This window comes from Providencia rettgeri, from assembly GCF_041075285.1.
In the GTDB taxonomy this organism is placed as follows: Bacteria; Pseudomonadota; Gammaproteobacteria; order Enterobacterales; family Enterobacteriaceae; genus Providencia; species Providencia rettgeri_G.
Map to the genome: position 1 here is coordinate 3,082,496 of NZ_CP163512.1, position 20,711 is coordinate 3,103,206.

Annotated in this window: 19 protein-coding genes; 13 read left to right on the plus strand and 6 right to left on the minus strand. The window is 42.8% G+C overall.

The features are described from left to right. The 9 genes from AB6N04_RS14030 (at nucleotide 1) to AB6N04_RS14070 (ending at nucleotide 9,094) form a co-directional block, all read left to right on the plus strand. Entirely contained in the window at nucleotides 1-780 is a 780-nt protein-coding gene (locus AB6N04_RS14030; RefSeq protein WP_369308916.1) for a DeoR/GlpR family DNA-binding transcription regulator, read from the plus strand. 165 nt (nucleotides 781-945) lie between these two features. After that, nucleotides 946-1,278, plus strand: coding sequence for an MliC family protein (locus tag AB6N04_RS14035; protein WP_369308917.1), 333 nt, complete (start codon nucleotides 946-948; stop codon nucleotides 1,276-1,278). Between the two features lie 342 nt (nucleotides 1,279-1,620). Then, the gene (locus tag AB6N04_RS14040) at nucleotides 1,621-4,116 is read left to right on the plus strand and encodes a copper-translocating P-type ATPase (protein WP_369308918.1); all 2,496 of its coding nucleotides are present in this window, start codon (nucleotides 1,621-1,623) and stop codon (nucleotides 4,114-4,116) included. Nucleotides 4,117-4,173: 57 nt separating this feature from the next. After that, nucleotides 4,174-4,440 carry a glutaredoxin family protein gene (locus tag AB6N04_RS14045; protein WP_369308919.1) on the plus strand — a complete coding sequence of 89 codons (267 nt, stop codon included), beginning with the start codon at nucleotides 4,174-4,176 and terminating at the stop codon, nucleotides 4,438-4,440. A gap of 48 nt (nucleotides 4,441-4,488) precedes the next feature. Continuing rightward, entirely contained in the window at nucleotides 4,489-4,938 is a 450-nt protein-coding gene (cueR, locus tag AB6N04_RS14050; RefSeq protein ID WP_369312120.1) for a Cu(I)-responsive transcriptional regulator, read from the plus strand. Between the two features lie 101 nt (nucleotides 4,939-5,039). Continuing rightward, complete coding sequence (locus AB6N04_RS14055; RefSeq protein ID WP_369312122.1) at nucleotides 5,040-5,234, plus strand: heavy-metal-associated domain-containing protein; 195 nt, start codon at nucleotides 5,040-5,042, stop codon at nucleotides 5,232-5,234. 521 nt (nucleotides 5,235-5,755) lie between these two features. Continuing rightward, nucleotides 5,756-7,027 carry a nucleoside permease gene (locus AB6N04_RS14060; RefSeq protein WP_369308920.1) on the plus strand — a complete coding sequence of 424 codons (1,272 nt, stop codon included), beginning with the start codon at nucleotides 5,756-5,758 and terminating at the stop codon, nucleotides 7,025-7,027. Nucleotides 7,028-7,109: 82 nt separating this feature from the next. Continuing rightward, entirely contained in the window at nucleotides 7,110-8,117 is a 1,008-nt protein-coding gene (locus tag AB6N04_RS14065; RefSeq protein ID WP_369308921.1) for an ADP-ribosylglycohydrolase family protein, read from the plus strand. Beyond that, the gene (locus tag AB6N04_RS14070) at nucleotides 8,114-9,094 is read left to right on the plus strand and encodes a PfkB family carbohydrate kinase (RefSeq protein WP_369308922.1); all 981 of its coding nucleotides are present in this window, start codon (nucleotides 8,114-8,116) and stop codon (nucleotides 9,092-9,094) included. The genes AB6N04_RS14065 and AB6N04_RS14070 overlap by 4 nt, the downstream gene beginning before the upstream one ends. A 200-nt stretch (nucleotides 9,095-9,294) precedes the next feature. Here the strand turns inward: AB6N04_RS14070 and AB6N04_RS14075 are convergent, their stop codons facing one another. The 6 genes from AB6N04_RS14075 to AB6N04_RS14100 form a co-directional block, all read right to left on the minus strand. Beyond that, a complete protein-coding gene (locus AB6N04_RS14075; RefSeq protein WP_369308923.1) occupies nucleotides 9,295-10,041 on the minus strand; it encodes a GntR family transcriptional regulator in 747 nt (248 codons plus the stop codon). A gap of 402 nt (nucleotides 10,042-10,443) precedes the next feature. Continuing rightward, a complete protein-coding gene (dmsD, locus tag AB6N04_RS14080) occupies nucleotides 10,444-11,082 on the minus strand; it encodes a Tat proofreading chaperone DmsD (RefSeq protein ID WP_369308924.1) in 639 nt (212 codons plus the stop codon). Between the two features lie 62 nt (nucleotides 11,083-11,144). Beyond that, on the minus strand, nucleotides 11,145-11,996 hold the full coding sequence (locus tag AB6N04_RS14085) for a DmsC/YnfH family molybdoenzyme membrane anchor subunit (RefSeq protein ID WP_369308925.1): 852 nt from the start codon (nucleotides 11,994-11,996) through the stop codon (nucleotides 11,145-11,147). A gap of 1 nt (nucleotide 11,997) precedes the next feature. Further along, nucleotides 11,998-12,615 carry a DMSO/selenate family reductase complex B subunit gene (locus AB6N04_RS14090; RefSeq protein WP_369308926.1) on the minus strand — a complete coding sequence of 206 codons (618 nt, stop codon included), beginning with the start codon at nucleotides 12,613-12,615 and terminating at the stop codon, nucleotides 11,998-12,000. A gap of 14 nt (nucleotides 12,616-12,629) precedes the next feature. Next, on the minus strand, nucleotides 12,630-15,065 hold the full coding sequence (locus tag AB6N04_RS14095; RefSeq protein WP_369308927.1) for a DMSO/selenate family reductase complex A subunit: 2,436 nt from the start codon (nucleotides 15,063-15,065) through the stop codon (nucleotides 12,630-12,632). Between the two features lie 621 nt (nucleotides 15,066-15,686). Continuing rightward, nucleotides 15,687-15,830 carry a YccJ family protein gene (locus tag AB6N04_RS14100; protein ID WP_369308928.1) on the minus strand — a complete coding sequence of 48 codons (144 nt, stop codon included), beginning with the start codon at nucleotides 15,828-15,830 and terminating at the stop codon, nucleotides 15,687-15,689. A gap of 192 nt (nucleotides 15,831-16,022) precedes the next feature. Here AB6N04_RS14100 and rhaB point away from each other — a divergent pair, with 192 nt between their 5' ends. The 4 genes from rhaB (at nucleotide 16,023) to rhaT (ending at nucleotide 20,707) form a co-directional block, all read left to right on the plus strand. Next, nucleotides 16,023-17,471, plus strand: a complete 1,449-nt coding sequence (gene rhaB / locus AB6N04_RS14105; RefSeq protein WP_369308929.1) for a rhamnulokinase — start codon at nucleotides 16,023-16,025, stop codon at nucleotides 17,469-17,471. A gap of 44 nt (nucleotides 17,472-17,515) precedes the next feature. Continuing rightward, complete coding sequence (locus AB6N04_RS14110) at nucleotides 17,516-18,766, plus strand: L-rhamnose isomerase (RefSeq protein WP_369308930.1); 1,251 nt, start codon at nucleotides 17,516-17,518, stop codon at nucleotides 18,764-18,766. A 10-nt stretch (nucleotides 18,767-18,776) separates the two neighbouring features. Beyond that, nucleotides 18,777-19,598 carry a rhamnulose-1-phosphate aldolase gene (gene rhaD, locus AB6N04_RS14115; protein WP_369308931.1) on the plus strand — a complete coding sequence of 274 codons (822 nt, stop codon included), beginning with the start codon at nucleotides 18,777-18,779 and terminating at the stop codon, nucleotides 19,596-19,598. A gap of 74 nt (nucleotides 19,599-19,672) precedes the next feature. After that, nucleotides 19,673-20,707, plus strand: a complete 1,035-nt coding sequence (gene rhaT, locus AB6N04_RS14120; RefSeq protein WP_369308932.1) for an L-rhamnose/proton symporter RhaT — start codon at nucleotides 19,673-19,675, stop codon at nucleotides 20,705-20,707. The last annotated feature ends 4 nt before the right edge of the window (nucleotides 20,708-20,711 follow it).

Genomic DNA, 20,711 nt, shown 5'->3' on the forward strand with positions numbered 1-20,711 from the left:
ATGAGTGGAATGGATAGACTTGATTTAATCCTTGAGTATCTGAAACAACATAACCTAGTCACTGTCGAAGAACTCGTTCAGGCGCTATCCGTTTCCGCTGCAACCATCCGCCGTGATCTGATCAAACTCAATGAACAAGGGGTGATCACTCGCACTCATGGCAGTGTTAGCCTTAACCGCTTTATCCCTGTTCAGCCAACTACTTTTGAAAAAAACCAACTCAATTTAAAAGAAAAACGAGCAATTGCAAAAGCGGCTGCACGTTTAATTTCACCGGGTGACACCGTGCTATTAGATGCGGGAACCACCATGTTAGAGTTAGCGCGTGAACTCACTCATATGACACTTCGAGTGGTCACTGTCGACCTCCACATTGCGCTGTTCTTATCTGAATTTAAGCAAATTGAAGTCACCATTATTGGTGGACGAATTGATGATAGCAGCCAATCCTGCATAGGCGATCACGGTCGGGTGTTACTTCGTGGCATCTACCCTAATATAGCTTTTATTAGTTGCAATTCTTGGAGTTTAGAAAAAGGGATCACAACACCGACAGAAGAAAAATCTGGGTTAAAACATGACCTGATTGCCAATGCCACTCGCTCTGTCATGTTGGCTGATAGCAGTAAGTATGGAAAGTGGTCGCTATTTCGTGTTGCACATATGGATGAACTTACCCATATTATCACTGACAGTAATCTCCCACCGGACATTCAAAAACAGTTCCAAGCACAGTGTGGTGCAGAACTGATACTTGCCCCTGCAATTAAAAACAGTTAATTACCCTCCACCAAATAGTTATCCTAATTTTTAACTTGGTTAGTTATTTTTTGCTGGAAATTGACAAATAGTCCTATAATTGTTGCAGAATTGTCTTATTATGTTACTCCCAATAAGAGTATAAAGTAACTCTGGGTTTTATACTCTCTAAATGGAGCTTTATATATGCGTAATACTCGAATTCTTTCAGCTATTGCTTTAGCATCTATTTTTCTATCACAACCTGTATTCGCTGCAAAAACGGATACCTACAACTGTGAAGGACAAAAAATAAAAGCATCATTCCCAAATGATAAAACTGCTGTCATTCTGTATAGCGATGAACTCATCGTGTTTAAAGAAGCACCGAGCGCAAGTGGAGCTCGTTATGTGGGTGAAAACTTCCAAATCTGGACAAAAGGCAACAATGAATTTAATTTATCCACCATTTCAGAAGAAGATGTTGTGAAAGGTCGCGCTACTGACGATAAAGGCCGCACCTGTAAGTTAGTCAAATAAGTATCACTCTCTACTCCATGTTTAAGGTTACATATTGTGTAGCCTTAAACATTCAATCTAATATCTCCCTGCCGCAATACCTATTTTCAAATTATGGGTAATAGTAAATAAAGAAAAATGATATTAAATGAATTTGGTCATTTAAATATCACCACTTATAAGTTAATCATTTGATAAATATTTACGTACCAATTATATCTGCAATTATACAAATAAAACAAAGAGATAGTCATATTAAATCGTGGCTATCTCTTTTTAAATTGCCATTAAAAAAAAATTCTTGACCTTCCCCTTAAGGTAAACATTAGGCTTTATGCATGATGATACTAAGAGGATAACTACATGACTAATCTATCTCAATCTTCAGTCAATAGACTAAGCTTACCCGTTGAAGGGATGACCTGCGCATCCTGTGTGGGCCGTGTCGAACGCGCCTTAAAAGCAGCTGAAAATATTGACACCGCGGTTGTTAATTTAGCCACTGAACGGGCAGATATTACGTTTAAAGGGCCTGTAAATGTCGAAGTGGCTATCCAAGCTATTGAGAGCTCAGGTTATAAGGTCGGAGAAGAAACAACCGATTTGGGCATCGAAGAGATGACCTGTGCATCTTGTGTGGGTCGCGTTGAAAAAGCGCTTTCTCAAATACCCGGCGTAATTGAAGCCAATGTCAATTTAGCGACAGAGCGCGCACATATTCGTCACCTATCAGGCGCAGTGACAATAGCAGATTTAGAAGCTGCGGTTGTGCAGGCAGGTTATAAACCTCGCCGTTTATCCGAGACAAGCACCAACGGAAATGACCAAGCTGATGATCGTCGTGAGCAAGAAGAACGTTCTTTACGTCGGTCGTTATATACTGCGGCAATATTTACATTGCCTGTCTTTATTATTGAAATGGGTTCTCACTTTATTCCAGGTATCCACCACTGGGTTGCTGATAACCTCGGGCAACAACTTAATTGGTATATCCAATTTATATTAGCCACTATTGTCTTATTTGGACCAGGCTTACGCTTTTTCCAAAAAGGTGTTCCAGCATTACTCCGTGCCGCACCTGATATGAATTCATTGGTTGCCGTAGGGACAGCGGCCGCATATGGCTATTCTGTTGTCGCCACATTTACGCCGCAAATTCTCCCCGCAGGGACAGCGAATGTCTATTTCGAAGCTGCGGTCGTGATCGTGACATTAATTCTACTTGGTCGCACATTAGAAGCTCGCGCTAAAGGGAAAACCTCTCAGGCAATTAAACGCCTTGTTGGTCTACAAGCTAAAACAGCTCGAGTGCAACGTAATGGTGAAATGATTGAAATTCCCCTTGATCAAGTCGCAATGGATGACATTGTTTTTGTGCGACCTGGTGAAAAAATTCCTGTCGATGGTACCGTCATCGAAGGAGCTTCTTATGTTGATGAAAGCATGATCACTGGTGAACCCATCCCTGTCTCAAAAGAGATCGGTTCTGAAGTTGTCGGTGGCACCATCAATAAAACGGGAGCATTTAGTTTCCGTGTTACTCAAATTGGTTCAAATACCGTTTTGGCGCAAATTATTCGTTTAGTTGAAGAAGCCCAAGGGTCGAAACTTCCTATTCAAGCACTCGTCGATAAAGTCACGATGTGGTTTGTTCCCGCAGTAATGGCTGGTGCCATCATCACCTTCTTTATTTGGCTAATTTTTGGTCCAAATCCTGCACTCACTTTTGCCTTAATTAATGCCGTTGCGGTTTTAATTATTGCATGTCCTTGTGCGATGGGACTTGCAACGCCAACATCGATTATGGTCGGTACTGGGCGAGCAGCAGAATTAGGAGTTCTTTTCCGTAAAGGTGAAGCATTACAGGCTTTGCGTGATGTTAGTGTTGTCGCTTTGGATAAAACAGGGACTTTGACAAAAGGTCGTCCTGAATTAACCGACCTGATCCCATCTGAAGGGTTTGAATATAACGAAGTTTTAGCCTTAGTCGCTGCCATTGAAACTCGCTCTGAACACCCCATTGCTGAAGCGATTGTTGCTGCGGCGAAAGAGAAAGGGATCACACTTGCGACCATTGAAGAATTTGAAGCTATACCTGGATTTGGCATTTCAGCACAAGTTGGCGGTCGTTCGGTTTCGGTAGGAGCCGACCGATTTATGAAACAGCTTGGTTTAGAGGTCAGTCAATTCCAACAAACTGCTTTACGTTTAGGTGAACAAGGTAAAAGCCCACTATATGCCGCAATTGATGGACGTTTAGCTGCCATTATTGCCGTCGCTGACCCTATGAAAGAAACCACACCAGACGCCATTAAAGCACTGCATGATTTAGGGCTCAAAGTCGCCATGATCACCGGTGATAATGCAGCGACCGCTGCCGCAATCGCAAAACAACTTGGTATTGATGAAGTGGCAGCGGAAGTCCTACCTGACGGTAAAGTTGCCGCTTTAAAACAGTTCCGTAGCAATGGTAATAAAGTCGCTTTTGTGGGGGATGGTATTAATGATGCACCAGCACTTGCAGAAGCCGATGTTGGATTAGCCATCGGAACAGGAACAGATGTTGCTATTGAAGCTGCCGATGTTGTCTTAATGTCAGGTGACTTACGTGGCGTTGTTGATGCGATTGCGTTAAGCCAAGCTACCATCCGTAATATCAAACAAAATCTGTTTTGGGCATTTGCTTATAACGCACTGTTGATCCCAGTAGCCGCTGGCTTGTTGTACCCAATTAATGGAACGTTGCTTTCACCAATCTTAGCGGCAGCAGCAATGGCGCTTTCTAGTGTCTTTGTATTGGGTAACGCCTTACGCCTTAAACGCTTTCAAGCACCGATGACAACAATCTCGGCTAAATAGAAATCCACAAGCCAGACAGTAATTTCGTTCTGGCTTCCATTATCTAAGGAGAACGTAATGGCATTAACTTCGCAACCCCATATTACAATTTATACCACCCCTACCTGCCCAGATTGCCACTCGTTAAAAGAGTGGTTGATTAAACAGCAACTGACTTTTGAAGAGCGAGATCTCACAGACCCAGAAATTATGGCAGAAGCAAAAGCACGAACTGGCGTTCGTGTCGCGCCAATCACACTCATTGGAGAACAGGTATTTTACGGCACTTTTTTATCACAAAAACCAAACCTTATCATGGCGCTTCAACACGGGCATGAGAAGTAATAAATACCGAGTTCCAAAGGATATCATACTGTTAAAGGGGGAATAATGATGAATATTGGTCAAGCAGCCAAACTTTCCGGTATCTCAGCAAAAATGATCCGTTACTATGAGCAAACAGGTTTGCTGCCAAAGGCAAAGCGAACAGATAAAGGTTATCGTCATTATACGCAATCAGATCTTGAAAGTTTTCGCCTCATTCGCCGTGCTCGCCATTTAGGCTTTTCCAGTGAACAAATCGCTACCTTACTGGTGTTATGGAAAGATAACCAGCGAGCGAGTGCTCACGTGAAAACAATGGCACTCACACATTTAGCGGAACTTAATAAAAAAATCAATGAACTACAGGATATGGCTAAAACACTTGAACATCTAGCACTCAATTGCCAAGGCAATGATCAGCCAGACTGTTCGATTATCGCTGAGCTTGTTAAACCTGTCAGTGACAAAGTGGAAAACAATCCCAAATTTCCACGATTTACTCCTCCTACACCTACGTAACCATCATTTTTTAACGCATAGCGATATCTACTATTGACCTTGCCACGATGGAAAGGCGTAAATTAATCAGTAACCCTCAACAAAATAAGGAAAACAATATGATGAATTTTACTATCCCCAACATGACCTGTGGTGGCTGTGCAAAATCAGTCACAAAAGTCATATTAGAACTCGATGAAAAAGCGATCGTCGAAACCGACCCGGCTAATCGCAAGGTGCAAATACAGACCCAAGCTGAGGAGAATGTCTTACGCACAGCTTTAAAAGAAGCTGGCTATCCTGTTGATCCTGCATAATTATCTGTTTTAATTAATCAACACAGTAAAAACTGATCTTTAGTTTTTACTGTGTATCTCTTGGCACTGTTGATCTTTCCTGCTGATTTTTACCGTTAAAAAGGTCAAAAAGCGATCCCAAGAATGGCTATATGTCTCCGTCGTGCTGACTGACAACAATTTGAATTAAGTATTGTCCCTAAACGCTGCCCTATGGGTTCGATTAAAGCACGTTTCACTTATTTGATGCTATGTTGAGAGGCCCTTGCCGAATTAACTTGGCGGTGAACCCCTCCCCTTGGCTAACATAGCTTTAATTCGAATAACAGTTGGCCATCAACGATAAACAGCCTCTAGCAATCCCTCCCATAAGTCTTAATGATAAAAATTTAGATAAACTGCACTTTTATAAACAATCTCAGTGTAAACATTGTTAACTCGCTCATACTTTTCGCTCAATGGTATTTAAAAGGTATTATTAAGTGGTATTGTCATTCTTGTACTCTACAACACCTATAATTAGTCATATAAAGGAATGAAAGATGAAAAAAAACACAGCAAAACTCTCATTCATGATGTTCATTGAATGGTTTATATGGGGCGCTTGGTTTGTCCCTTTATGGCTATTTTTGAACAAAAGTGGCTTTACGCCATCACAAATTGCTTGGTCTTACGCGTGTACCGCTATTGCAGCCATTATCTCTCCAATCCTTGTTGGCTCAATAACTGACCGCTTTTTTGCAGCCCAAAAGGTGCTGGCTATATTGATGTTTGCAGGTGCTACACTGATGTACCTAGCTGCACAACAAACTGAGTTTTCAACCTTTTTCCCGCTTTTACTGGCTTATGCATTAACTTATATGCCTACCATTGCACTCACCAATAGTATCGCATTTTCTAACGTTGAAGATGTTGAGCGTGATTATCCTCGGATCCGTGTGATGGGGACTATTGGCTGGATTGCATCAGGGATTGTATGTGGCTTCCTACCGACTATGATGGGCTATGGCGATATTTCAGCAACCAATATTCCATTATTGATCACCGCTGCTAGCTCAGCTTTACTTGGCTTTTTCACGTTCTTTTTACCTAACACGCCGCCAAAAGGCACGGGAAAGATGAGCGTCAAAGTCATGCTTGGATTAGACGCTATCGTTTTATTAAGAGATCGCAATTTCTTAGTCTTTTTTGTGTGTTCTTTCCTCTTTGCTATGCCTTTGGCGTTTTATTACATTTTCGCTAATGGCTATCTCACTGAAGTTGGAATGAAAAATGCGACAGGCTGGATGACACTAGGGCAGTTCTCTGAGATCTTCTTTATGTTAGCCTTACCATTTTTCACCAAACGCTTTGGTATTAAAAAGGTATTATTACTAGGGTTAATTACTGCCGCAATCCGCTATGCATTCTTTATCTATGGCGATGCCGATCATATTTTTACTTACGGATTATTGTTCTTAGGTATTTTATTGCACGGCGTAAGCTACGATTTTTACTATGTAACCGCCTACATTTATGTCGACAAAAAAACACCTGTTCATATGCGCACCGCTGCTCAAGGCTTGATAACACTGTGCTGTCAAGGATTTGGTAGCTTACTAGGTTATAGCTTAGGTGGGCAGATGATGGAAAAATTATTTGCCTATGGAGAGCCCGTTGGCGGCCAAACCTTTAATTGGGCAGGTATGTGGGGCTTCGGTACCGCCATGATCGTTATCATTACGATTATCTTCATACTGATGTTTAAAGAATCCGATCGTGATATTCAACAAATTAATATTCACAAAGATGAAGCAAACCCGATATCCCATTAATCAGTAAAGGTGTTTCCCTTATTACCATGGGTTTAATATCACTAAAAAAAGCCAAGTAATCGTTAAAATTTAAGGAATTACAATGAACAAAGAGAACCGTATTTTAGGCACGTTTTATGGCCAAGCATTAGGTGATGCAATGGGAATGCCCTCTGAATTATGGCCCCGTTCACGGGTAAAATCTCATTTTGGTTGGATTGATCATTTCTTACCCGGACCAAAGGAAAATAATGCGGCTTGCTATTTTAATACGGCAGAATTTACCGATGATACTTCCATGGCATTAGCACTTGCTGATGCCATTATCGAACGTGGCGGTGAAATTGATCCTGAACTAATTGGTCGTCATATTTTAACCTGGGTGGAGGCATTCGATGCCTTTAATAAAAATGTCTTGGGGCCTACATCTAAAATTGCGTTAAATGCGATAAAACAAGGGACACCGATTGCTCAACTAGACAATAATGGTATGACAAACGGCGCTGCCATGCGGGTTTCACCTTTGGGCTGTCTATTACCTACCCATTCTATTGATAATTTTATTGATCAAATTGCGCTGGCGTCCTCCCCTACACATAAATCAGATGTCGCAATTGCAGGCGCGGTGGCTATCGCTTGGGCTATCTCGAAAGCCATCGATGGAGAAAATTGGCAACACATTTGTGATCAGCTCCCCACAGTTGCCAAAATAGCACAAGAGAAACGCGTAACTACATTTAGTCCATCAATGGCTGCTCGCATTGAATTAGCATTACAAATAGCCAGAAATTCAATGGGGGTTGAACAAGGTATGGAGCAGATATATCAATTAGTTGGCGCAGGAACGAGTACTATCGAATCGGTTCCGGCAGCAATTGCGATGGTGGAATTATCTGGGACCGATCCTAATCGCTGCGCTGTATTGTGCGCAAACTTAGGTGGAGATACAGATACTATTGGTGCAATGGCTACCGCAATTTGTGGTGCTCTGCACGGCATTGATGCCATCGACGCACAGCTAAAGCAGCAATTAGATGAGGCCAATCAACTTGATTTCACCCACTATAGCCAAGCCTTTATGGTATTTCGGGCAAAAAGAGAGGATTTATGAAACCCATTGAATTAATGACTCATATTCCTCATCTTACAAATCAACGACCTGTCTGTGTGGTTGGCGCAGCAGTGATTGATGTCATTGCCGATGCCTATTCGCTGCCTTATCGAGGTAGCGATATCGAATTACACCAACAGAGCGTCAATATTGGGGGTTGCGCGCTGAATATCGCCTTTGCTTTGCACCGTTTAGGCATCAAGTCGTTAAATGCATTGCCCATCGGTCAAGGTATCTGGGCCGATATTATTCGTAATAACCTCAGTAAAAATGGTGTTAGCTCGGTAATCGAAACAGATCAAGGGGATAATGGTTGGTGTTTAGCGCTCGTGGAACCCGATGGAGAAAGGACGTTTCTCTCAATCAGTGGTGTAGAAAACCATTGGGATCGCCACAGATTAGATAACCTCCCTATTCAGGACAACACTATCCTGTACCTTTCTGGCTACCAATTAGCGGCTAAATGTGGGGATGTTTTGCTTTCATGGGCTGAATCAATTGCAGATAAAACCACCTTATTTATCGACTTTGGTCCACGAATTGCTGACCTTTCCAGCTCACAATTTTCGCGCTTAATGGCATTAGACCCCATTCTTTCATTAAATCGCCAAGAAATAGAGCATATTACTACCTTGTTCCCTGAATTCGCTCATTCAACAATGGATACGGAAGAATTAGCAAATGTGTGGTTTGAGCAATTTGCTTGTCCACTAATCATCAGAGTGGATAAAGAAGGTGCATTCTATCGCGACGCGCTATCATCAGGTTGGGTTCCTCCATTTGAAACAACCGTTGTTGACACCATCGGTGCCGGTGATAGCCATGCGGGCGGGGTTATTGCGGGGCTGGCTTCTGGCTGGTCAATGCATGATGCTGTGCTCTTAGGGAATGCCGTGGCGTCCTATGTCGTCAGCCACCGCGGAGGCGACTGCGCACCGTTTACAGAACAACTCATTAGCTATTTACAGCGATATTAATTCCTTGAAGAGAAAGAGCACGCCCTTTCTCTCGAGGTTGTTGACCAAGTGGGATAAAAGCGTGGTTTTTCCCACTTGGTGTTATCAGGCGAAAATCAACGTATTGATTTTCCTTGTTTATTTTCAAAACCTATCCAACCTGCCGCCAAACATGTTATGTTTGTCAGCAGTCTGAAGAGAAAGGGCACGCCCTTTCTCTTTTATTCTTCAGAAACAAAAACATACATATCACCCCGACATTGATTAACGCTGTATTCAATCGGAATATTTTGATGATCAAAAGCGACCTGTTTTATCACTAAAATTGGCACCGTATTTTCTAGCTGAATATGCGTTTGAAAATCAGCATCTGGCATCCGTGCACTCACTTTACTTTTTGTTCTCACAGGGAAAATATTCTGACGACGGAAGTAATCGTACAAGGATAAACCGATATCATCGACATCATCGATTAACCCAATAGGTACATAAGACTCTTCTATAGATACGGGCTGTTCATCCACATAACGAATACGTTTTAGCATGAATACTTCGCTATTGACGGGAAGCGATAAAAACTCAGCGACCTCCTGTGAGCATTGCACCACGCTTTTATTAATCCATAAGGTATCTGGTTTTTTACCTAATAAAACAACTTGTTGAGAAAAACCTTTCGCTTCCTTTAATGAATATTCAAACTTATCACTGATTTTAGTGCCATACCCTTGCGTACGGATAATCACACCTTCTTGTTCAAGTAATTCCATCGCTTTACGAACGGTAATACGAGAAACCCCTGTTTGCTGCCCCAATTCCCTTTCACTTGGCAACATATTCCCTTGATGTAAAATCCCCGTTCGAACGGCAAGTTTAACCGTCTCAGCAAATTTGACGTAGAGGGGCGTGTTATCCGTTTCGGCCAGGCGAGTACAAAGCTGTTGGATCAGTGATAAGTGCGCATCATTCATATTGGGTCAGTTACCTAAAAATTACAGCAAAAATCAATCATACCATTATCCATAAGCTTAGGGGCTGTTTATCTTTGCTGCTGATTTTTATCGCTAAAACAGGTCAAAAAACAATCCAAACATGGCTAAATGTATCCCTCGTGCTGACTGACAACGATTTGAATTAAATATTGTCCCTAAACGCTGCCCTATGGGTTCGATTAAAGCACGTTTCACTTATTTGATGCTGCGTTGAGAGGCTCCTGCCGAGTTAACTTGGCGACGAACCCCTCCCCTAACATGGCTTTAATTCGAATAAAACTTGACCATCAAAGATAAACAGACCCTAGAGCAACCAATTGAATTTGATAGTTTTATTGATGAATTGTTTTTTATAAAACCGAAACTTAAACAACATAGAAATCACTCAGGCGAACTGCCTTTGTAATACACCGTTTTTTGCGCAATAGGCAAGGAGAGTTGGGATTGTATCCCTTCAAGAGTGCCTTGAGTTAACTTTGCAAGCCCACGATAGAAATCACTGTTTGCCTGCGCAATAAACACCTCAAGAAAGCGCCCAGACCAAGGTAAAAGGTGCCAAGCCAGTAATTCTTCAAGGTCATTGCGTCTGTCTTGCTCCGCCAGCCATGCTGCTAACATTAAAATTAAACCGATGTGATCTTCCGGCTCTTTTTGCGTTGTGGCAGGCTCAATTCCTTTTGCTCGCATCCATTGGCGCAATTCAACGGTAGAGTCCCCAAAAACAATATTTTCTTTATCTAACCACACCGAGCCCCAAGGCGGTGCAGGTAAAGCATACGGCCCAATAAATAACCGCTGCCATGCTTCATCTAATGGCTCATTTTTCTTTACCGAATCGTCAAATAATCCGTTAATCTCACAAAGTGAAGACAAGGGAAATGGCCACTCTTCATGCCATGTCGGCTCTCGCATAATCGCGATCAGCTCCGCATTATTCTCACTGTCGGGAGCAAAATAAAATAAAGAACCTAAAACCCGCCCCGTTACAGCAACGTGCTCAAGAAATTGCCCATTATGCATATTGATTATCTCTACGTTTTCAACGTAGGGAACTGACGCCCTACGTTGCGATATTTTATCGATTAGGCGACTGCCATTCCTACAGTCATATGTAGACCATAGAACAGCCCACGTCCAATGAGTTCACCAAACAATACCAATAATGTGCCAATGAATAAACTGATAACAGATGGCTGATTTTGCTTCATCAATGGTAAAATCCATAACATCAAGCCAAGGCTTGTTGCCACTAAACGTACCATTTGTAGCATACCAAAGTCTGGAACTAGAGCACTCGCACTTTGAACTGATGTCGCTATCAGTGAAATTTCACCACTTTGTACCAATACGGAAGCAATTGTAATGACATACGCTACGATGCTAATCAATGCGAGTCGTCCACTGTGGCACGGGAACTTCGCAATACGTAGCAGCAGCGTGCCTAATATCGGTCCGACGACAAAGACCGTCATAAAGAAGCCTATCGTGGTGTGTGGGGTATTCCATGTTGGCACTGTGCTTATCATATACACACGTGTCATAGCCCAGACAAATAACAGCCCCATCACCATGGTGATAAGCAAGCCAATTTTACCGAGTCCTTCAGGCATTTTTTTCAGTACAGCCAACAGCCACCATAAGCCACCTAGCGCAAAAAAGATTGAACCAAACAGCACTTCGTTACTTAATGATGATGAAAAAACACGGTTCATTGAGTTAAATGCTCGCAGCGGTGACCCCATGTGCATCATTGAAGCCAAAAAGCCTAAGCCCATCAATACCCACAACGCCAACATTGCATTCACAATGCGTTGCTTTTGCAGCTTATCCTCCGTCGATAACCATGCGAGACCTGTCACAATCACTGCCCCCGCAATACTTTGCCCTAATACCGTAAACAGGATCAACGGCCATTCATGTAATCCATTGCCCATCTTATACCTCCCTTGGGTTAGCTAAGTGGCCCGTGGTGTCGTTCACTGGGCGGCTATTGGCATTCGGCTTAATGACAATATTGGGTTTGGTGTAATGCGCTTCTGGCAATGGGGCGATTTCCGCCAGTGTGCCATAGGTGTTACGCAGCTCTTCGATTGGGCCAAAATCCAATGCACGCAACGGGCAAGATTCAGCACATATCGGTTTTTTCCCGTCCGCCACACGCTCATAGCAACCATCACATTTCGTCATATGCCCTTTTTCGGCATTAAATTGCGGTGCGCCATATGGGCAAGCCATGTGGCAGTAACGGCAGCCGATACAAACACTTTCATCCACCACCACAAAACCATCTTCACGTTTATGCATTGCTCCACTTGGACAAACTTTGACGCAAGCAGGATCTTCACAGTGGTTGCAAGAGATTGATAGGTAATAGCTAAAAACATTTTGGTGCCATACGCCATTGTCTTCTTGCCAGTCACCGCCGGTATACTCATAAATACGCCTAAAATTCACTTCAGGAGATAAATTTTTGTAGTCTTTGCACGCAAGTTCGCACGTTTTACACCCCGTACAACGGGCTGAATCAATATAAAAACCATATTGCGTTGTCATGATTTATCTCCTCCCTATACCCGAGCCACTTCAACAAGATTACTGTGCTGCGGGTTACCTTTTGCCAGCGGCGACGGGCGCTGCGTGGTCAGAACGTTAAGGCTTCCCCCATGATCTATCTTGTTTTCATCTGGTGCATACCATGCCCCTTCCCCCATCGCCACAACGCCCGGAATGATCCGCGGCGTCACTTTCGCATTGATACGAACTTCACCCCTATCATTAAAAATGCGCACCATATCGCCGTTTTTAATATTGCGACGCGCGGCATCAATTGGGTTGATCCACATTTCTTGCAAGCACGCAGCTTTAAGCACATCGACGTTGCCATAAGTCGAGTGAACGCGGGATTTATAATGGAAGCCACTAAGTTGCAGTGGGTATTGCTCGGTCAGTTTGTCCTCATGACTTTCAAAACCTGGTGAATACATTGGGATCGCAGAGATCAGATCCCCTTCTTCAAGGGTCCACGTTTTGGCAATATCCGCTAAACGAGAGGAATAAATCTCAATTTTACCTGACGGGGTATTTAATGGGTTTGCAATGGGATCTTCACGGAAGGCTTTGTGTGCCACAACATGCCCCTGCGGATTCATTTTTTTGTAGATCCCTTGCTGTTGGAAGGTCTCAAAATCAGGTAACTCCGGCAATTTTTCCCTTGATATTTCATATAGGTGACGCAACCACTCTTCTTGTGTACGCCCTTCCGTGAATTTGTCTTCAACCCCCATACGGCGGGCAATTTGCGTGCACATCTCGTACACCGTTTTGCTTTCGAAACGCGGCTCAATAGCTTGGCTCGCAAAAATCACATAACCCATATTACTGGCTGCACCATCAAGACAAAAATCCATTTGTTCAGATGCCGTGCAATCTGGCAGAAGGATATCCGCATATTTTGCCGATGCTGTCATGTGGTTATCAATCACCACAATCATTTCACATTTTTTATCATCCTGAAGAATATCGTGCGTCTTATTAATGTCAGAATGCTGGTTAATCAGGCTATTACTGGCGTAGTTCCAAATAAATTTAATCGGCACATCCAGTTTATCTTTACCGCGAACACCATCGCGGGTTGCTGTCATTTCAGGACCACGTTCAATCGCATCGGTCCATAAGAATACAGAAATACTGGTTTTAACGGGGTTCTCAAGTGTTGGCATCCGCTCAAAAGGAATATCGTAATTTCCTTCACGTGCCCCGGTGTTTCCCCCGCTGATCCCCACATTCCCCGTTAAGATTGGCAGCATGGCAATCGCTCGTGCAGTTTGTTCGCCGTTAGAATGGCGTTGAGGTCCCCAGCCTTGGCTAATATAAGCCGGTTTGGCACTACCTATTTCACGCGCTAGCTTGATAATTTTATCGGCAGGGATACCAGTGATTTTGGCAGCCCATTGTGGCGTTTTCTCAATGCCATCGTCCCCTTGCCCCAAAATATACGCTTTATAATGACTATTTTTCGGCGCATTCGCGGGGAGCGTTTTTTCATCATAACCAACGCAATATTTGTCTAAGAATGGCTGGTCAACCATATTTTCGCTAATCAACACATGAGCAAGCCCCGCCACTAATGCAGCATCCGTTCCTGGGCGGATTGGGATCCATTCATCTTCACGCCCTGCGGCTGTATCTGTGTATCGAGGGTCGATCACAATCATTCGGGCATTTGAGCGCTCACGGGCTTGTTCCAACTGATAAGTAATCCCACCACCGCTCATACGAGTTTCTGCGGGGTTATTTCCAAATAACACCACTAATTTTGAATTTTCAATATCAGAAATGCTGTTACCCGCACCACTCCCGTAGGTATACGGCATTGCACAGCTGATTTGCGCCGTACTGTATGTTCCATAGTGATTTAAGTACCCCCCCATACAGTTCATTAAACGCGCAATGGGTGAGTTCGCAGGTGGCCATGAACGTGCAACAGTACCGCCTAAGGTCCCGGTACCATAGTTTAAATAGACGGCTTCATTGCCATAATCCGCAATAATGCGTTTTAGATTACCGCTAATCAGATCGTAAGCTTCTTCCCAACTGATTTGCTTAAATTTTCCCTCGCCACGCGCACCAACACGCAACATTGGATATTTTAAACGGTCAGGGTTATACACACGGCGACGCATAGAACGCCCGCGCAAACAGGCTTTGACTTGGTGTTTGTCACCATAAACATCATCCCCTGTATTATCGGTTTCAACGTATTTGATTTCACCATCCACCACGTGCATTCGCAATGGACACCGACTTCCGCAGTTAACGGTACACGCACTCCAGACAATTTTCTCTTCGGGGGTTGATGCCGCTTCATTAGCATTAGCGACATGACTAAAAGGTAAGCTCAAAGCACCGCTCGCAAGCGCAAGCCCACCCACTGTACTTGTTTGCATTAATTTTCGACGGCTGATCTCCGATTGGAGTATCCCATCAGATAATGCTTTATCCATATCTGCCTCACTTAACATTGCTTCTTAAAGTTAACCATAATTTTTTTGGAATTCTTTTTTTGCGTTATTCACATCTCTGATTTCAATGGTTATTTTATAGAGGGCGTATGAATGGATATTGTGCGTGATCAACAATGCATTACAAATAATGTGGTTTTTAGCTTAATTCAAATACGGTTTTTTATTAAATTTCTGAGTCATTCGTGATAAAAAACACATGATAAGTATTCATCACTATTTATTAATCGTGATTTGTCGAAAATAGATAAATATTATGAAGCTTTAATCTCAGATAAAAAGCTTAATATAACTAAGAATACAACATAGATTTATAATGTATTGGCTCTACTTTGTTCTCTTATCATAAAAATATTAGTAAGTTAGCTAATATTTTTTCTCGTTCACTTTCAGCGAAACCGTAAAACAAAGCGTCTCTAATACAATATTAAATTATTTATATGGTTACATTGCTCAGGTAGCATTTATGAATTAGGTATCGTCATCGAATCTATGTCGTCATGCGAGGGGAGAAATTGAAAAAACATATCAATATTATTGGCTATTTTGCTGTTTATTTTAGTGCCCAAATACCCAATATTTTAATAGCAAATAAAGTAACACCTAAAGATCCCAAAAAACCCAAAACCCATTATGCATTTTTCCTTTCAATCGTTTCTTCCCCCAATATAGCCTATCTGCTGTGGTCTTCGAAAAAGCTAAAGGTAAAAGCTTATCAACCCCTTCTTTCCAAATTTGCTCGACCAATACTTCATCATTGTTCGCGCCTAATTAAGTGATACCAGTAAAAATACTGAGAGATTTCAACTTTGTGAATAAGATCACGACGACTTTTAATATATTGCCATTTTTCTTTTTTGGTGGCGCTCCATTAAACGCACTTACTGTTCTCTATTTCTAGTATATGACGATAAGTTAAGTAATAGAGAATAAAAAGTCATGAATATTCGCCATGTTGTTGCTATTGATTTAGGCGCATCTAGCGGTCGTGTCATGTTGGCTTGCTATGATGTGCATAACCAAAAATTATCATTAGATGAAATACATCGTTTTACAAACCATTTGATCACCGAAGATGATCATTGCTATTGGGATCTGGATGATCTTGAAGCTCAAATATTGATTGGTTTACACCGTATAGAACAATCTGGCATCAACATTGACAGTATTGGTATCGATACTTGGGGGGTTGATTATGTCCTACTTGATCGAGATGGTGCTATTGTTGGTCGCAATTTCTCCTACCGTGACAATCGTACTCAAGGTGTCATGGAGCAAGTTCAAACAGATCTCGGCATTCAAAATATCTACCAAAAAACAGGGATCCAATTTCTTCCTTTCAATACGTTATATCAATTGAAAGCGCTACAACAATCGCATCCCCAATGGCTAGAACAAGCACAGCATCTATTATTGATCCCTGATTATTTGTCGTATCGTTTGACTGGGCAGATCAACCACGAATATACCAATGTTTCCACCAGCCAAATGGTTAATCTGCAAACGGGCGACTGGGATGATGAGTTGGTCGACTATTTGCAATTGCCGCGCCATTTATTAGGTGAAATCAAGCAGCCAGGTAATACCATTGGTTACTGGCGAACCCTCAAAGGTCAAGAAATCCCTGTAATTGCCGTGGCAAGCCATGATACTGCCAGCGCTGTTATTGCTGCACCGATAACTGATAGCCATAGTGTCTATTTAAGTTCAGGGACTTGGTCATTAATGGGCCTCGAACGCACTGCCCCTTGTACTTGCGAAAATGCATTTGCTGCCAATATTACCAATGAAGGCGGGGTTAATGGTCACTACCGCGTTCTAAAAAATATTATGGGGTTATGGTTATTCCAACGTATTTGTCTTGAGCACAATGTACAAGATATTTGCAATCTAATTGTATCAGCAGAAGCTGTCCCTGCATTTACTTCCCTTATCAACCCCAACGATAATCGGTTCTTAAACCCCGAATCGATGAGCCAAGCCATTAAAGAGGCTTGTCAGGAAAACCAACAACCGCTCCCCAATAGTGTCGCTGAGCTGGCTCGTTGTATTTTCGACAGCTTAGCGCTGCTTTATCGCCAAGTATTTCTTGAATTACAGCAAATTAATCATTCCCCATTACAACAACTGCATATTGTCGGTGGCGGAAGCCAAAATGCCCTACTTAACCAACTATGCGCCAACACTTGCGAAGTGCCTGTAAGTGCAGGTCCGATTGAAGCCTCCACCTTAGGAAATATTGGGTATCAGTTGATTGCCCTGAAAACCATTCCAGATGTCCCCACTCTGCGCACAATTATTGCGCAAAACACCGAGCTTTGTTGGTTTCAACCACAAAGTATCGCGCTGGATGAACCTTGGAAACGATTTAAAACCATTACGGGCTAACTCAGGTTATTAACCGTATATCGATAAGTTATAAGGAAAATTTCATGTCTAATTACAAAGAAAGTTATCTTATTGCCAAACAACGTTTTGCCGACCTTGGTATCGATACTGACCTGGCGATGCAAGCCATGGCTGACTTGCCTGTATCCATGCATTGCTGGCAAGGTGATGATGTCGCTGGCTTTGAAAAGTCTGCAACTGCCTTAAGCGGTGGTATTCAAGCAACAGGAAACTACCCCGGCAAAGCCACCAATGCGATTGAATTACGTGCAGACATGGATAAAGCAATGAGCTTAATTCCTGGCCCTAAACGCGTTAACCTGCATGCCCTTTATCTCGAAGCCGATACCGTCGTCGAACGCAATGAAATTGAACCTCGCCATTTTGCCAATTGGGTGGATTGGGCGAAAAAAAACCATATCGCCCTCGATTTTAACCCCTCTTATTTCTCCCATCCGCTAAGTAACGAAGCAACGCTGACTCATCAGAATAAAGAAATTAGAGATTATTGGATTGGCCACGGACAAGCTTGCCGCCGTATTTCTGCGTATTTTGGCGAATCATTAAATAGCGCTTCCGTGATGAATATTTGGATCCCTGACGGCATGAAAGATCTCCCTGTTGACCGCTACGCTCCACGTCAACGTTTAGTCGAATCATTGGATGAAATTATTAGTGAAAAAATTGATATTAAATATCATATCGATGCCGTTGAAAGTAAGTTATTCGGTATTGGTGCTGAATCTTACACCGCGGGCTCTAGTGAGTTCTATCTGGGCTATGCCATTACACGTAAAACGGCATTATGTTTAGATGCAGGGCACTTCCATCCCACCGAGGTTATTTCAGACAAAATTTCAGCCGTCATTCCTTATGTTGAACGCCTATTACTGCACGTCAGCCGTCCTGTACGTTGGGACAGTGACCACGTCATTTTACTCGATGATGAAACTCAAGCCATTGCCAATGAAATCATTCGCCATAACTTAAAAAACCGTGTGCACATTGGCCTCGATTTCTTTGACGCATCGATTAACCGTATTGCCGCTTGGGTCATTGGGACTCGCAATATGAAAAAAGCGTTACTACGCGCTTTGCTTGAACCAACCGCAAGACTACGCCAACTCGAAATTGAAGGGGACTTCACGGCTCGCCTCGCGCTGTTGGAAGAACAAAAATGCCTGCCATGGCAAGCTGTTTGGGACGAATACTGCGAACGTAACAATGTTCCTGTCGGCGAAAAATGGTTAGATGAAGTTAAACAATACGAAAAATCAACATTATTAACACGTTAAGGTGAATTGTATGCAAGATATTCTGACATCTTGGTTTGTTCAAGGGATGATCAAAGCCACCAGCGATATGTGGCTCAAAGGCTGGGATGAACGCAATGGTGGTAATGTGAGCTTACGACTTACCGAAGACGATGTTGCCCCATTTAAACACGCTTTTTACTCTGAGCCACGTTATATTGAGGCGACTGAGCCAGTTAAAGAGCTTGCAAATCACTATTTTATTGTCACAGGTTCAGGTAAATTCTTCCGTAATGTTGCCTTAGACCCCGCAGATAACCTTGGTCTAGTTCGTATTGATAGCGAAGGCCAGGGCTACCATATCGTTTGGGGCTTTATAAATGGCGCAATACCAACCTCTGAATTCGCTGCTCATTTTCAATCCCATATCACACGTATGCAAGTCACTAACGGTACTAACCGCGTCATCATGCACTGCCATGCAACCAACATTATTGCATTAAGCTACGTTTTACCACTCGACAGCGCATCAATCACTCGCCAGTTATGGGAAATGAGCACCGAATGTTTAGTGGTTTTCCCTGATGGTATCGGTGTACTGCCATGGATGGTGCCCGGCACCGATGGTATCGGTTTAGAAACTGCGGAACAAATGAAGCGACATAGCTTAGTTCTTTGGCCATTCCACGGTATTTTCGCCTGCGGTCCAACCTTAGATGATGCGTTTGGTTTAATTGATACCGCAGAAAAATCGGCGGAGATCCTTGTAAAGGTTCTCTCCATGGGCGGTAAAAAACAAACTATTTCAACAGAAAATCTGATTGCGCTTGCTAAGCGATTTAACGTCACACCAATGTCTGATGCATTGAAATAAAACCTGTTTCTCTGTGGATAGATATCATCTTTCACAGAGAAATTAAAACGATAATAAACAGTGAGGAATAGTTCATGGGCAGTGGAATTTTACTCGGTATTTTTTGGCATTTTGTCGGCGCAGCTTCTGCGGCCTGCTTTTACGCACCATTAAAGAAAGTTAAAAACTGGTCATGGGAAACGATGTGGTCCATTGCCGGTATCTTTTCATGGATCATTTTACCTTGGACCATCAGTTATATTTTACTTCCTGACTTTTGGGCCTACTACAGCTCTTTTAGTGCAAATATTCTGATCCCCGTTTTTTTATTTGGTGCTATGTGGGGGATTGGTAATATTGGTTATGGTCTGACTATGCGCTATTTAGGCATGTCAATGGGGATTGGGATTGCCATTGGCATTACACTTATTGTCGGTACCTTAATGACCCCAATTATTCAAGGCACATTTGGTGAACTTATTGCCTCTACAGGCGGAAAATTGACGATTCTCGGTGTTTTAGTGGCCGTTATCGGAGTCGCTATCGTCTCCTATGCAGGGTTATTGAAAGAGAAAGCCACCGGCGTACAAGCTGAAGAGTTCAACCTGAAAAAAGGCTTATTACTGGCCGTCATGTGCGGTATTTTCTCAGCAGGTATGTCATTTGCCATGAGCGCAGCCGTCCCTATGCACGAAACTTCCGCTTCCCTTGGCGTTTCACCTCTCTATGTGGCGTTACCTAGCTACGTCATCATCATGGGGGGAGGTGCATTAATCAACCTAGGCTATTGTTTTATTAGACTTGTTTACCGTCAGGAGATCTCTTTCAAATCAGATATCTCCGTGCCTAAAGCCCTGCTAATCAGCAATATTTTATTTGCTATTTTAGGGGGCGGTATGTGGTACTTCCAATTTTTCTTCTACGCATGGGGTCATGCAAATATTCCGTCACAATATGGCTTTATGAGCTGGATGTTGCATATGAGCTTCTATGTTCTTTGTGGTGGGATCGTCGGATTAGCCCTAAAAGAGTGGAACGGCACTGGTAGAAAACCCGTCCGAATTTTATGTTTAGGTTGTTTAGTAATTATCTTAGCAGCAAATATTGTTGGCTTGGGAATGGCATCCTAACGTA

What these genes read in the sequence shown, in the direction of transcription:
- AB6N04_RS14030 (WP_369308916.1), top strand. Translation starts at nt 1, where the DNA reads ATGAGTGGAATGGATAGACTTGATTTAATCCTTGAGTATCTGAAACAA.
- AB6N04_RS14035 (WP_369308917.1), top strand. Translation starts at nt 946, where the DNA reads ATGCGTAATACTCGAATTCTTTCAGCTATTGCTTTAGCATCTATTTTT.
- AB6N04_RS14040 (WP_369308918.1), top strand. Translation starts at nt 1,621, where the DNA reads ATGACTAATCTATCTCAATCTTCAGTCAATAGACTAAGCTTACCCGTT.
- AB6N04_RS14045 (WP_369308919.1), top strand. Translation starts at nt 4,174, where the DNA reads ATGGCATTAACTTCGCAACCCCATATTACAATTTATACCACCCCTACC.
- cueR (WP_369312120.1), top strand. Translation starts at nt 4,489, where the DNA reads ATGAATATTGGTCAAGCAGCCAAACTTTCCGGTATCTCAGCAAAAATG.
- AB6N04_RS14055 (WP_369312122.1), top strand. Translation starts at nt 5,040, where the DNA reads ATGAATTTTACTATCCCCAACATGACCTGTGGTGGCTGTGCAAAATCA.
- AB6N04_RS14060 (WP_369308920.1), top strand. Translation starts at nt 5,756, where the DNA reads ATGAAAAAAAACACAGCAAAACTCTCATTCATGATGTTCATTGAATGG.
- AB6N04_RS14065 (WP_369308921.1), top strand. Translation starts at nt 7,110, where the DNA reads ATGAACAAAGAGAACCGTATTTTAGGCACGTTTTATGGCCAAGCATTA.
- AB6N04_RS14070 (WP_369308922.1), top strand. Translation starts at nt 8,114, where the DNA reads ATGAAACCCATTGAATTAATGACTCATATTCCTCATCTTACAAATCAA.
- AB6N04_RS14075 (WP_369308923.1), bottom strand. Translation starts at nt 10,041, where the DNA reads ATGAATGATGCGCACTTATCACTGATCCAACAGCTTTGTACTCGCCTG.
- dmsD (WP_369308924.1), bottom strand. Translation starts at nt 11,082, where the DNA reads ATGCATAATGGGCAATTTCTTGAGCACGTTGCTGTAACGGGGCGGGTT.
- AB6N04_RS14085 (WP_369308925.1), bottom strand. Translation starts at nt 11,996, where the DNA reads ATGGGCAATGGATTACATGAATGGCCGTTGATCCTGTTTACGGTATTA.
- AB6N04_RS14090 (WP_369308926.1), bottom strand. Translation starts at nt 12,615, where the DNA reads ATGACAACGCAATATGGTTTTTATATTGATTCAGCCCGTTGTACGGGG.
- AB6N04_RS14095 (WP_369308927.1), bottom strand. Translation starts at nt 15,065, where the DNA reads ATGGATAAAGCATTATCTGATGGGATACTCCAATCGGAGATCAGCCGT.
- rhaB (WP_369308929.1), top strand. Translation starts at nt 16,023, where the DNA reads ATGAATATTCGCCATGTTGTTGCTATTGATTTAGGCGCATCTAGCGGT.
- AB6N04_RS14110 (WP_369308930.1), top strand. Translation starts at nt 17,516, where the DNA reads ATGTCTAATTACAAAGAAAGTTATCTTATTGCCAAACAACGTTTTGCC.
- rhaD (WP_369308931.1), top strand. Translation starts at nt 18,777, where the DNA reads ATGCAAGATATTCTGACATCTTGGTTTGTTCAAGGGATGATCAAAGCC.
- rhaT (WP_369308932.1), top strand. Translation starts at nt 19,673, where the DNA reads ATGGGCAGTGGAATTTTACTCGGTATTTTTTGGCATTTTGTCGGCGCA.